The organism is Pedobacter aquatilis (genome assembly GCF_032678425.1).
Lineage (GTDB): Bacteria > Bacteroidota > Bacteroidia > Sphingobacteriales > Sphingobacteriaceae > Pedobacter > Pedobacter aquatilis_B.
On record NZ_JAVTSG010000008.1, the window covers coordinates 117,344 to 131,205 of the forward strand.

Genomic DNA, 13,862 nt, shown 5'->3' on the forward strand with positions numbered 1-13,862 from the left:
AGAAACAAAACTGTCGGCTTAAAATTTTTCTATGAAAGGAAATAGTTAGGCTCAGTTAAGCTATCCCGAAAAATTTGTTAGGCCGAATTAAGCGTAACGAAGATTTACTGCTTAGGCTTAGCTGATACCAAAAAATAAAAAAATTTAAGTTTCTTGTATTGAGATATCTAAAGGCTTAATTTTTAAGTAATAAGTTAAAAGCCGTCATTCCCGAGAAAACGGGAATCTTAATAAGTTAGCAGGGTGCAAACATCCTCTAAAGCATTAGGATGCCCAGTCAAGCTGAGCATGACGTGAAGGCTTATCTAAAATGTTTCGACAAGCTCAACATGACAAGGTTCACGAATTTTTTATTTTTACTTAACCTGATAAGGTAAAGCTTCACCCTTTAAACCAGCAATAATATTTTTAGCGACAAGATTAGCCATAGCGCTTCTGGTTTCTTCGGTTGCAGAACCAATGTGAGGTAAAACTGCTACGCTCTCCATATTTAGTAAGGGATTATCTTTTACCATTGGTTCGGGGTTTGTAACATCCAAACCAGCTCCCCAAATTACCTTTTCATTTAAAGCGGTAATCAAATCTTGCTCGTTATGAATCCCTCCTCTTGCCGTATTTATAAAGATGGAATTGGGTTTCATTTTCTTAAAAACCTCCAGGTTAAATTTCCCTTTGGTTTCATCCGTTAAAGCCGTGTGAACAGATATTACATCACTCCTTTCAAGTAGCTCATCAAAAGAAACATATTCTGCACCAACGGCGGCTTCATCCTCGGGTCTTCTATTCCTATTGTGGTATATTACACTCATCCCATAAGCGCCAACGCACTTTTTTGCCATTTCCAAACCGATTTTTCCCATTCCGAAAATGCCCAATGTTTTACCATTAAGTTCAATACCTAATTCTGGTGTTGGCTCGTAATTTTTCCATTCGCCATTGGTGATTTTTTTATGCAAATATATTGCCTTTCTGGAAACCATCAGCATTAAAAGGAAAGCGGTATCGGCAGTTGCGCTACTTAGTACACCGGGTGTATTTCCTATCGGGATGTTTAGTTTCTTGGCGGCTTCAACATCAACATTATCAAAACCAACAGAATGTAAGGCAACAACCTTTAAATGCTTGCAGGCTGTTAAAAATTCTTCGTTTATTTTGTTTGGGCCAACACTTACCAAGGCATCAACATCTTTACATTTAGCGATTAATTCATCAGCTGTGATTTGCCTGTCTTCTTCCCAATTGGTTATGCTTATGCCTTCGGCTTTTAGTAATTTGATTCCACTTTGTGCAATGTTGCCACTGATAAAAACTTTCATTTCTTGTAAACAGGTAAAATTTAAGAATGTTTCTATTTGATTATCTAAGGCACTGTAATGTTTAGCCTCTGATAGGTGTGTGCGCTAAAATAACCCAATGCACCATTTGAAATATTTGAGGTTGGATTAGCAGGCGTTGTACCCTGATTGGGGCCCCGTCCGCTTTGTTGACTTAAAGCGTACCAATAATCAAAAATATTTGAATCGATGCACTGCATTTCTACAGATACTTTATCTCCCTTTTTTAAATCTTCATCGTTTGCGCCCTCATAATATAGTTGCAAGCGAAGTTTATTGCCATTGGTTAATCTATCGTTGTTTACATAAATTCTATCCGATAAGTTATCATTTACATAAAGATTAAAGCGATAAAAATTTTCGGTGTTTACCGGGTCGCTAACAAAGGCTGCGATATTTAAATTCTCATTGCCGAAGAAGGTATTTTTTACCACACCAATAGAATCCATTGGCACATAACCTGGCATTTTAGATACAGCCGTATACGTTTTACCTTCGGCTTCCACTTGCATGGTATAGGTTACGCCAGAAGTTCCACGCATACCGAAAACGTATAAACCGGGTTGGCTTTCTGTAAAGTTATAGGTATTTCCACGGTTATCCGTTACCACAACCTTAGCGCCGCTAACTTTTGGAAAATTGTTTAATCCATCATAACCAACAGATTTAGATATCTTAATTTGCTGAGATGCTAAACGATTAGAAATATTGCCTTCTATCACGATTTGCGGTTCGGCATTATTGGTATCGACTTCAATAATTTTCTTGCATGAGGTAAATATCAAACCAAGAAAAATGTAGAGTATAATATTTTTCATGTTTTTAAAATTTAAAATTCCAGGTTACCGATGGGATTAAACCGAATAATGAAGTTTGTTCGGCAACCGTTTTGCCGGGATTATTAGGATCGTTAATAAACTCAATAGAGTATGGATTTTTACGTGCAAGTACATTATAAATTCCGAAATTCCAGCTCGACTGAAAACGCCCTGTGTTTTTACCTTCCAGTGTGGCACTCACATCTAAACGCATATTATATGGCATTCTGCCTGCATTTCTTTCAGTGTAATAATAAACAGTTTGGTTATTCAGCTGGTATTTCCCTGCCGGAAAAGTAACCGCATTACCTGTGCTATAAATAAAACTTGAGGAGAATGTCCATCGATTATTCATGTTGTAAATACCAACTAAAGAAATATCGTGGGTCCTATCTTGCCTTGCAGGGAAATAATTTCCATTGTTGAGTTCCGCGAATTTGCGTTCTGTTCGAGATAAGGTATAACCCACCCAACCATTTAATTTGCCAAACTTCTTTTTGAAAAACAACTCCATACCATAAGCTCGCCCAGTACCGTATAAGAGCTCTGATTCTATATTTGAATTGGCTAAAAGTTGCGCTGCATTTTTATAATCAATCTGGTTTTGCATCCATTTGTAATACACTTCGCCTGAAAGTTCATAGTTATTTTCATCAAGATTTTTGAAATAACCAATCGATACCTGATCAGCAATTTCTGGCTTGATATTGTTGCTACTCAGAACATATTGGTCTGTTGGCGAACTAGAAGTAGCATTGGTTAAAATGTGAATATTTTGCGTATTTCTGTTGTACGATGCCTTTACAGAATTCTCCTCATTAAAAAGATAACTCAACGAAAATCTTGGCTCCAGATTTAAATAGTTTTTATAAAATTTACCTTTGGCTACATTTTCTGTAGCAATTACATTTCCGTTTGCATCATAACTACCAAAATTACCCGGACCTAAAAGTGAGAAAGCCGCAAGGCGAAGACCATAAAGAAAGTTGAGTTTATCGGTAACGGCCCATTCATCTGACAAGTAAATTGCGCTTTCTAAACCATAACGTTTTTCTTGAGTTAAAGAATTTACCTGAGATTGTGTAGTGGTACTTTCTATATCAATTGGAGAAATGCGGTGGTGTGTTGCGTTTAAGCCAAACCTTAAAGTGTGCTTATTGCTAAAGTATTGGAAATCCTGCTTCAGGTTAAAATCTCGAACTAGGGAAGTTGCCTTGAAATTAGTAACATCATTTAATAAACGAACCGTGTAATTGTAATTGTTGTAAATTAACGATGTATTTGAGAAGAGCCTGTCGCTAAAAATATGATTTAGCCTAAGTGTGGTGGTTACATTACCCCAGTTATTTTCGAATAAATCCTTAACGCCAATGTTATCCTTTCCAAAATATCCCGATAGGTAAATTGTATTTTTATCATCTATTTTATAATTGGCTTTTGCGTTGATGTCGTAAAAATTTAAGGTACTACCATTTATTGCCGAATCAGGCGAAGCCCTTAAAAACAAATCGATATACGTTCTACGAAAACTCACCATAAATGAACCTTTATCTTTTACAATTGGTCCTTCGGCTTTTAATCTTGAAGCGATTAAACCGATACCGCCCTGAAATTTGAATGCTTTGTTATTTCCATCGTCCATTTTTACATCTAAAACCGATGATAAACGACCGCCATATTGCGCCGGCATACCGCCTTTGTATAAGCTCACATCCTTAATTGCATCAGCATTAAAAGTGGAAAAGAAACCTAGCAAATGCGAAGAATTATAAACTACAGCTTCATCAAGAATGATAAGATTTTGGTCTGCCGCACCACCACGTACATAAAAACCAGTATTGCCTTCACCCCCAGATTTTACACCTGGCAAAAGTTGAATCGTTTTTAAAACATCTTTTTCGCCCAACAAAACCGGGATGGAGTTTAAGGATTTCATATCCACCCTTTCCAGCCCCATTTGTGCGCTTTTCACATTTTCATTCTTGCGATTGTTTGCGCTCACAGTTACCTCGGCTAAATCGTTTGCCGATTTAAGTTCTTGGTTAAGCTTGGTATCTTTATTTAGGTTGATGGTTTTTGAAATCGATTGATACCCAGCGTAGCTGATAACAACCGTGTACTCGCCTTCTGGCTGGGTTAATGCAAAATAACCATAGTCGTTTGTTAAAGTGCCAACGGTAGTTTTACCTGTAAGTTTTACAGTTGCACCGATGAGTGTTTCGCCGCTTGCCGCATCGCGGATGGTGCCACTAAGGTTAAATTTACTTTGTGCAAATACGGACGGAACAATTAGAACGAAAAGGAAAAACAGCAAATAAAATTTTATACGCATACAGGATAATCAATTGAACAAAGAAACCAAATGTACGAATAACCAGCATGTTTAGGTGATGATTTTTATTAGGCCAGAGCAATTAAGCTCACCTTACTTTTTCAGAAATGGTTTCACGGCTTTTTGCCAAATGGCGTAACCATCAGCATTCATGTGGAGCATATCACTTACGTAAAGTTCGGTTCTGCCTTTTCCATCTTTAAGCATTGATGGAAAAATATCAATGTAAGCTGTGTTTTTTTCTCCTGACAAGAATTTTTTAATTAATGCATTTGCACCAATGGCTTTATCACGAAATTTATCTCTACTCGGACTCGGTTTTATAGAAATATAGGCAATTGGCACATTTGGTAATTTTGCCCTGATGGATTTATATAAATTTATGGTCCTGTTTAGTACCGTATCAGCCGTTACATTATCATTTACAATATCGTTTTCGCCAACGTAAATAATGATTTGACGTGGATTGTATGGAAAAACAATATCGTTTAAATAACGGGTAATATCGTTTACCACTGCACCGCCAATGCCTCTGTTTAGCGCATTGTATTTTGCAAAAACCTGTGTTAAATCATCCCACTTTCTGATGGATGAACTACCGATAAACAGGACAGGATTTACCGGCGGTTTGAACATTTGGTCGTACTTTTTTATGGTTTGAACATCATCCCAGAATGGTGGTTTAGTTTGCGCAAAAGAATTTAGGATAATGAATTGAGCGAAGAATATTAGGATGATGTATTTTTTCATATTAATGGATTTTAATTTGAGCTTGCAAGTTTGAAAATCCAATTGTATTTATCAAGTTTTGAGTTGTAATTTTAAGCGTTGCTTAAGCACTCATTATGATTTAGAGCTTAATCCGTCATTGCGAGCACGAAGCAAAATCATTTGGAAAGATTTACTAAAAGATTGCTTCGTGCCTCGCAATGACGAGCAGATTGAATGCTAATCTCTAAGTATTTTACTAATATTTTCAGTTAACTTTTTAACCTTCCTGTAGCTTTGCAGAGAATTATTCATTTTATTGAAATCTATTTTCAAATTCCCTTCAGTTGCTTTTAAATGGAATCTTTCTCCACTGGCTAAACTCACTGTTGCATCCACAAATTGATTCAAGGGTAACTCGTTATTAATTTCCTTTTGAAAGTAAGCTTCGAGCATACCCGTTTTACTTTCGGGATAAATTGCTTCGTAAGTAAAAGTTGATTTCGTATCGCTCGTTTTTAAACTCAAGTGCGAGTTGTGATTTCTACAGCCAAAGGTTAATGCCAATAACAGGCAACTCAGGCAATAAGTTAAAGTTTTCATATCTGTATTGTTTATAAATTAATTACCTCCGGCTCTGCCCTTCATATCATCGGTAGCCGTATTTCTTGTTCTTGCCGATTTTACATTCTGATTTCCAAAATTATAACTGATGCTAAAATTTGCCCTTCTGCTGGTGTATCTATTCGAAACCCGAAGATTAACATTTTGATAATCCAACTTACCTTCCCAACGGTTGGTTAGAAAAATATCATCCATATTTAACCTAAGCTTTAGCTTTTTATTCATCAAACTTTTCTGAATACCTGCATTTAAAGCATACTGCGATATTGTAGTTTGCTCAACACCCGAAACCCTTGGAGAACTGTACCAAAAACTAATCTCTGCACTAAAATTATTGGCCAAGGTAAATTGCTGTGTAGAGTTGAAGTTATATGCCACTTTTGATGAACGAAATGGTGCTCCTTCTAAATTTCCATCTTCAAACTTGTTGTAGTATACACTGGCATTATTTTGCATATTCCACCATTTTACAACCTTAATCGGGAAATATACGCCGGCAGAGTAGTTTTGAGCACGACCTAAGTTCTGACGAATAACATTAACAATTCTGGTTACTTCATCTTGCTGGCTTATTTGCGTTATCATATCTCTGGTATCAGAATAATTTAAAGAAAAAGATAACTGTTTATAGCCGTAAGAAATTTCGAAATTATCGGTAAACTGTGGCTTTAAGTATGGATTTCCCTGATCAACAGCATACGGGTCCATGTAAAATGCAAATGGATTTAACTGTTGATAATTTGGTCTGTCTACCCTGCGACTGTAAGAGTACCGAATGTTATTGTTTTCGTTGAACTTTTGATTAACAAAAACCGTTGGAAAAAGCGATAAGTAATTCCTATCAACTTCCCTATTACTGGTCACCGAATTTCCGTTTGAGTGCGTGTGCTCTGCCCTCAATCCTAATTGAATTTGCCAAACTTTCCATTCTTTTGCAAAGTTTACATAAGCTGCATTGATGTTCTCTTTGTAAATAAAGTTGTTCGATTTACCCAAATCGTTTTGCCAGTTTCCGGCTAAAAATTGTTCAGATAAAAAGTCGTTATTGGTTACCACATAGCTACTTTTTAAACCGGTTTCAACTTTCATGGTTTTATTAATTGGCAGCGTTAAATCGGTTCTTGCAGCGAAAATATCAATGTTGGCATCAGTATTATTTCTGAGTAAGGTAGCGTTAGTTTGTTGTCCGGCTTGATTTAAATAACGAGCATCAAATTGTTCATCTCTTTTATTATTGAAATTCGAATAATCTGCATCGAATGTGATGTTTTTGCCTGTTTTATTAAAATCATGCTTAATGTTAAAGTTGGCCGTAAAGTTATTGGCGGGCGATTTAGAATAAGCATTTTGCAACACAGAATTTGAGCTGGCAATATTTGATTGTACTTCTCTGATGAAGGTATTGCTAAAATTATCGAGTTTCGTATTAACCGTATTTGCATCAACCATTACCCCGAAAACGGTTTTTTCTGAGGCATAATAATCTGCGCCAAGTTTACCCTGAAAACCTACGCCCTTGTTCTTTCTTTCAAAATCCTGATTAAAGGCGCTCGATAAACCATTAGCGAAAGTTGTTCTATCAACAACAGTATTATTGTAATTCGATTTTCTGGCAACAGCACCATTTCCAAAAATATTCCATTTTCCCTCGCGGTGATTTAAATTCAAATTAACGCCTGCACGCACCAAATCCGTTGGCGAATCGGGCATTATTCCTTGTCCGCCGTTGAAGGAAACTGTTCCATTTGTACCGAAAGCTTTGTTTCTTTTCAGTTTAATATTGATGATTCCGGCATTTCCCGAAGCATCATATTTAGAAGAAGGATTGGTAATCAATTCAATGGTAGCGATTTGGTCGCTTGTCATATTTCCGAGCAAAGTTGTAATGTCTGCCCCCGACAAAAAATTGGTTTTGCCATCAATCATAATGGTTACGCCCGTTTTATTGTTCAGTTTAATTTGCTCATTTTGCCTATCAACCTGTACGCCGGGTGCTTTTTCCAAAACTTCTAAAGCAGTACTTCCAGTCGAAACAATACTATTTTCAACATTCAAAACTGTTTTATCGATTTGGTGCTCAACAAATGGTTTTTTAGCGGTAATGCTTACTTCCTTTAATTGTTTAACCGAAGTTTCGAGGGTAATAGTGGATAATTTTAAATCGGCAAGCAATGGAAAACTAGCTGTTTTTGTCGTTTTATAACCAACCATAGAAACCGATAAAATATAATTGCCGGATTTCAATTCGTCGATTAAAAATTCTCCATCAACATTGGTAGAACCGCTCTTAACTATCGCTGTATCTGGAGAATTTAAAACTTTTACAACTGCAAAAGGCAAAGCCTGACCTTTTTCATCAATAACTTTACCTGAAAGTTTATTAATTTTTTGGGCAAAGGAAGCCCCACATGCCAAAAAGCATGCAATTAGCGTAAATAATATTTTCATGTTTTCTAAAGGTTAGATGTTTTACGAAGTGCTTTCAAATTCGCCAGAACTTCGTAAAACCATTATGCATTTAATTTCCGGTATTTTCTTCAACACTAATACCCAATTCTTCTTTAACCGCTCTAATCCTATTTGATACAGAATCCTGATAGAAACTATCTGTTTGTCTGTTTTTTTGCATCGATTTCAAATCAAGCAGCTCATCATTTAATTTCTGCTTGTTCAAAGCCTCTTCTCTTAGCTGCGCCATACATCGCAAACCATCTTCGGTCATTATCCAGGTGCTATAATCGTTGTTATCGTTTTCTTTTTCCTCGCACTCCCAAGCGCCATAGCTATTTATGTAACGGTTTGCATCATGCATCAAAATTATTTTTGTTCCTACCGGGATTTTCAACTTTAACCAAACCTCTTGATTTCTCCAGGTAGTACCTTTATTTAACTGAAATCTCGGATTGAAAATTAGTTTATCATCGCTTTGCGAGAAACTGTAATTAATACTTTGAGCGTTTTGCAAGGCCAGTTGGAAAGTTTTGCCCTGCGATTCGTAAGTTTGGGTTAAGCTTGGCTTTCCTTCAGTTTTTTCAATTGTTATTCTAACAAAATTTGGCATTCTGAAAGGATGGTCCTCAAAATCATCAACCACAATCTGGTTTTTGTAATTGCCTTCAATGTGGTAAGCAATGCTATCTTCCTTACTAAAAAACTTGCTTTTATCGATGTCTATCGTGTAAGTTGCAAAGCTTTTTAACTCTGTAGATTGTGTTAATTCTGCATGCTCCTTAAACTCTGATGATATTTTTGCCACATAATAACCTGTACCGGCAACACCAGCCAACCAAATAATTAGCAATGCAAAAGATAAAGTTTTATTTATGGCCTGTTTATTGAAAGCTACCCGAATAGAAAACAGAACTAAAGCCAGTAGCGGAATAAACAAAGTGATAAATGCCCAAAAAATTATTACGCCTCTGTAGCTTTCGCTAACAATTGAAAAAGGGAATAAATCGTAAACGCTCGAGTCTAAGAAACCCATAAAGGCAGCTGTAGATACAATTAACGCTAATAATAAACCTACCCCAAATACGATAATACAAGCTGCGATAACTTTAAAAATTACCTTTCCAGTTCCAGAAATGAAACTGCCTAACCAATCAAAAAATTCGCCGATAAACATTCCAAATCTAGAGAATAAAGGTTGTGCATGTTTATTGGCTTCTGCTAAACGCTCTTTAACCGATTGTAATTCTTCATCAAGATTTCTTTGAAAGCCCTGCAAATTTGCCGTTTCACCTTTCATCTCCATTTTTTCAATTCTAGATTGCGCTTTCGGCATTATTATCCATAAAATAACGTAAACCAAAATACCCGAACCACCCAAAAAGGCAATTAAAAACATGGCAATTCTAATCCATTTTACATCAAAGTTTAAATAATGTGCTATACCTGCACAAACACCTGCAATAACCCGGTTATCCATGTCGCGGTATAATTTTTTATCTGTTGCCTGTTGATGAAAGCTAGTATTAATTACCGGCTCTTCTTCACCTTCTTCAACAGCGTCGAAATCTTGCACCCTACCCATCTGGCCGATTACGAAATTTACATTCGAAGCATCAACAACTTGCTTTTTTTGCTCTTCCATTTGCTCGGTTAACAATTCTGCAATCCGGTTTTCTATGTCTGTAACAATTTCCAAATCATCAGCATGATTAGAAAAATGTTGCTTCACTTCGTTTAAGTAAGCTTTTAAAAGCTCGTAGGCACTTTCTTCAATGTGTATGATGGTATTGCCTATATTTATGATGATGGTCTTTTCCATTTTTTTGCGGTTTTAATTTTTTACGATTTGGTGCCTTGTTGCGAAACGCCAACAGCGTAAGCCAGTTCTTGCCAGGTTTGGTCCAGTTGAGCTAAAATTCCCCTACCGTCGTCAGTTAAAGTATAATATTTGCGTGGAGGCCCTGAGGTAGATTCTACCCAGTTGTAGCTTAACAAACCATTGTTTTTAAGCCTGGTTAATAATGGATATAAAGTGCCCTCAACCACCAAAAGCTTTGCCGACCTTAATTCAGCAATAATATCTGAGGCGTAAATTTCTCCTCTTGAGATGATTGATAAAACACAGTATTCCAGAATTCCCTTCCGCATTTGTGTTTGCGTATTTTCTGCTATCATAATACAAAGATATATGTTTTAAATTGTACTATGCAATACATAGTACTAAAATAAATTAAAAATATTTTATAAAAAACTGATAATCAGATATATAATTTTAATAATCAAAATTGTAAATTTTTATTTTTTGATTAAAAAGAGGTTTTTCCTAAGTTTTTGAAAAGGAAATTCAGTAATTCTTGGGTTAAATCAGTCCCGCTTTTCGTTGCAATCTTTTTTAAACTTCTGCCATGCTGAGGTACGAAGTATCTGTTTCATCGGTTGCAGATGCTTCGTACCTCAGCATGACAATTTATTCAGGGTCGCTGCTATAAAAAGTATTTCCACTTCAATCGGGTTTATTTTACTTAGGCAAACTTTGCTATCTAAATCATGTAATCCTTTTGTTGCGCTATTATCCGTCATTTCGAGCGAAGCCGAGAAATCTTTAAAATTTATATGTTAGAAATGTCGATTGAGAAACTTTATTCCCTAACTTTTTCACTATTCCAGTCGCGTTTAAAAAGTTAAGAGCAATTATTTGTAAATCTGAGATTTCATTTGCTTAAAGATTACCCTCTAAAACAAAAGACTACCAATACCGTAGATTTAATATAATTTAGTAATTTTGCGCCTCATAACTTTATTTCATGAAAAAATCTATTGCCAGCATAGTTGCTGAAGCAAACCAACAAGGCGAAGGTTCATTAAAAAGAACACTAGGGCCAATAAATTTAATTTTAATTGGTGTAGGTTTAACTTTGGGTGCTGGCTTATTTTCGATAACAGGTTTGGCCGCAGCAAATCATTCTGGTCCGGCGGTAACGCTTTCTTTTGTTATAGCAGCTTTAGGTTGCGGATTTGCAGCGCTTTGTTATGCAGAATTTGCATCAATGATTCCAGTTGCGGGTAGCGCCTACACCTATTCATACGCAACCATGGGCGAACTTTTTGCCTGGATAATCGGTTGGGATTTAGTGTTGGAATACTCCGTTGGCTGTGCTACGGTAGCCATTAGTTGGTCGCAATATTTAACCAGATTTTTAGGCAGTTTAGGTATTTACTTACCTCCGCAATTAACATTATCTCCTTTTGAAACCGCAAAACTTGCAGATGGAACTATTGTTAATGGGATTGTAAATATTCCTGCCGCACTGGTTGTAGTGTTAATGACTGCAATATTAATTAGAGGCACAAAAGGTTCGGCTATTGTAAATGGCATTATAGTATTTCTAAAAGTTGGAGTTGTATTGGTATTCATTGCATTAGGTTGGCAATACATCGACCCGGCAAATTATCATCCTTATATACCTGAAAATACTGGCACTTTTGGCCAGTTTGGCTGGAGTGGTGTTTTACGTGGTGCAGGATTGGTATTCTTTGTATTCATTGGTTTCGATGCTGTTGCAGCATCAGCGCAAGAAACTAAAAACCCGGCAAGAGATTTACCAATCGGTATTATTGGCTCTTTATTGGTTTGTACTGTTTTGTTTGGTTTATTCGGTCATGTTATGACGGGTTTGGCGAATTACAAAGATTTTGCAAACAGCGGCGCACCAGTTGCCATTGCGATTGAAAAAACACCTTATGGCTGGTTAAGTCAGGCGATTATTTTAGCGATTTTAATTGGTTACACCTCTGTAATATTAATTGATTTAATGGCACAATCTCGAATGTTTTATTCGATTAGTAAAGACGGATTATTACCAAAGATTTTTTCAGAGGTTCATCCTAAATTTAAAACGCCTTGGAAATCGAACATTATGCTTTGTGCTTTTATTGGCTTATTTGCCGCATTTGCGCCCATTAATGTTGTTGGCGAAATGACAAGTATTGGAACATTACTGGCATTTTTAATGGTATGTGTGGGCATTTTAATTCTCCGCAAAACCGACCCGGAAGCCAAACGACCATTCAAAGTTCCACTGGTTCCATTAATTCCAATATTGGGTATTTTGACCTGTATAGCGATGATGGTTTTCTTACCTTGGGAAACCTGGTTGAGACTTGCAGTATGGCTTGTTATTGGCTTAGCGATCTATTTTTGGTATGGTAAGAAAAATAGCAAATTAAACACTGATTCAAACGACTAAACTCTTCTAAAAGAAACAATTATCGTTTAATTTCCTGAGATTGAATTGGAGCATTTTGTATACATCAAATTACAGCCGATTTGTATTTTTTACACGCTTAAGCGAATAAATATCAATTACTTAACAAAAAAATGCTACTTATCCACATCTCAACATTTTATTCATCTTTTGGCTTAAGATTTGTTTTATAGAAAGTAACCTATAAAAACATACCCTATGATTATTAAATTAGACACATCCGCATTGCGGTTCGTTAGACCAAAAGTAGAAAGAGCCGAAAAAATTGTAGCACCATTAACAAAAGCGCAATGGATTAACGCAGATAGAATTGTTATGGCAATTATGTTGATTGCAACTGTAACCGGAGCCATTGTTCTTCAATAATCTGGAGGGCTAAAAGTCCTCCCAGATTAAGCCCTTATTTATCATTGCTCCAGCCATCGAACCTGCCGCAGTTGCTGCAGATAATCCTCTGAACATAGTGGTACAATCTCCAGCAGCATAAACTCCGTTGGTGGTTGTTTTTTGTAAAGCATCAACGACCAGCAAACCGTTTTCGTTAACCTCACAATTTAAATTGGCATATAAATCAGAAGGCTGCACGATTTTTGGCTTGGCATAAAGTGCCTTTAGTGAGAGCTTTTCCCCATTTTCGAAGACAATATTATTTAAATAACCATCGGTATGTTCAATGGCTGATAATTTTGCTTCAATTATATCTATTGATTTAGATTTTAGTAGCGAAGATTGCTCATTAGTTAATAGTGACGGACCATTTGTTAAAAGGGTTACTTCATTATTCCAATGACGAATCATTTTGGACATATCAAAAGCCATATCACCATTCAATAGCAAACCTACCTTTTCGTCTTTAACTTCGTAGCCATGGCAATAAGGGCAATGTATAACTGAAATTGCCCAACATTGTTTAAAGCCAATAATATCTGGCATAATATCTTTTAAACCAGTAGCCAGCAAAATTTTTCTTGAAGTAAAAACACTTTTATCTGTTAAAAAAATCTCGAATTTATTATTATACTGTTGCGCAGAAATAGCTTCTCCATCAATGAATTTAACTGTTGGATATCGTAATACTTCAGCTTTTGCTTTTGTAGAAATTTCTGAAGGTTTATCCCCATCATGCGTTAAAAAATTATGCGAATGTGGGGTTTGCTTGTTGCAAGGTTTATTCGAATCAATAATTAAAACATTTCGCTTTGCCCTGCCTAGAGCTAAAGCAGCAGATAAACCTGCATAACTGCCTCCAATAATAATTACATCGTATTCCATATCTTTTCTTTATTCAAAAGTAAGAAATTAAGAATAAAAGCAACAATATTGCATTTAA

General features: G+C 36.1%; 11 protein-coding genes. 2 read left to right on the forward strand and 9 right to left on the reverse strand.

The features are described from left to right. Positions 1–356: 356 nt before the first annotated feature. From R2Q16_RS19955 to R2Q16_RS19990, 8 genes are all read right to left on the reverse strand, one after another. Positions 357–1,316 (reverse strand): D-glycerate dehydrogenase, encoded by a 960-nt coding sequence (locus R2Q16_RS19955; RefSeq protein ID WP_316739783.1) that lies wholly within the window; start codon positions 1,314–1,316, stop codon positions 357–359. 44 nt (positions 1,317–1,360) lie between these two features. Next, positions 1,361–2,152, reverse strand: a complete 792-nt coding sequence (locus R2Q16_RS19960; protein ID WP_316739785.1) for a DUF4249 domain-containing protein — start codon at positions 2,150–2,152, stop codon at positions 1,361–1,363. Positions 2,153–2,156: 4 nt separating this feature from the next. Continuing rightward, positions 2,157–4,484: a TonB-dependent receptor gene (locus R2Q16_RS19965; protein WP_316739786.1), complete on the reverse strand. Its 2,328-nt coding sequence runs from the start codon at positions 4,482–4,484 to the stop codon at positions 2,157–2,159. 93 nt (positions 4,485–4,577) lie between these two features. Further along, positions 4,578–5,234, reverse strand: a complete 657-nt coding sequence (locus R2Q16_RS19970; RefSeq protein WP_316739788.1) for a GDSL-type esterase/lipase family protein — start codon at positions 5,232–5,234, stop codon at positions 4,578–4,580. A 198-nt stretch (positions 5,235–5,432) separates the two neighbouring features. Then, on the reverse strand, positions 5,433–5,795 hold the full coding sequence (locus R2Q16_RS19975) for a hypothetical protein (RefSeq protein WP_316739790.1): 363 nt from the start codon (positions 5,793–5,795) through the stop codon (positions 5,433–5,435). A gap of 18 nt (positions 5,796–5,813) precedes the next feature. After that, positions 5,814–8,264 carry an outer membrane beta-barrel family protein gene (locus R2Q16_RS19980; protein ID WP_316739791.1) on the reverse strand — a complete coding sequence of 817 codons (2,451 nt, stop codon included), beginning with the start codon at positions 8,262–8,264 and terminating at the stop codon, positions 5,814–5,816. Between the two features lie 70 nt (positions 8,265–8,334). Next, positions 8,335–10,086, reverse strand: a complete 1,752-nt coding sequence (locus tag R2Q16_RS19985; protein WP_316739792.1) for a PspC domain-containing protein — start codon at positions 10,084–10,086, stop codon at positions 8,335–8,337. A 20-nt stretch (positions 10,087–10,106) separates the two neighbouring features. After that, the gene (locus R2Q16_RS19990) at positions 10,107–10,442 is read right to left on the reverse strand and encodes a PadR family transcriptional regulator (RefSeq protein ID WP_316739793.1); all 336 of its coding nucleotides are present in this window, start codon (positions 10,440–10,442) and stop codon (positions 10,107–10,109) included. Between the two features lie 629 nt (positions 10,443–11,071). Here R2Q16_RS19990 and R2Q16_RS19995 point away from each other — a divergent pair. Together R2Q16_RS19995 and R2Q16_RS20000 are read left to right on the forward strand one after the other, a co-directional pair. Next, the gene (locus tag R2Q16_RS19995; protein ID WP_316739795.1) at positions 11,072–12,514 is read left to right on the forward strand and encodes an amino acid permease; all 1,443 of its coding nucleotides are present in this window, start codon (positions 11,072–11,074) and stop codon (positions 12,512–12,514) included. Between the two features lie 216 nt (positions 12,515–12,730). Next, the gene (locus R2Q16_RS20000) at positions 12,731–12,898 is read left to right on the forward strand and encodes a hypothetical protein (RefSeq protein ID WP_316739796.1); all 168 of its coding nucleotides are present in this window, start codon (positions 12,731–12,733) and stop codon (positions 12,896–12,898) included. A gap of 9 nt (positions 12,899–12,907) precedes the next feature. Here R2Q16_RS20000 and R2Q16_RS20005 read toward each other — a convergent pair whose 3' ends face one another. Further along, the gene (locus R2Q16_RS20005) at positions 12,908–13,804 is read right to left on the reverse strand and encodes an NAD(P)/FAD-dependent oxidoreductase (protein WP_316739798.1); all 897 of its coding nucleotides are present in this window, start codon (positions 13,802–13,804) and stop codon (positions 12,908–12,910) included. Between the last annotated feature and the right edge of the window lie 58 nt (positions 13,805–13,862).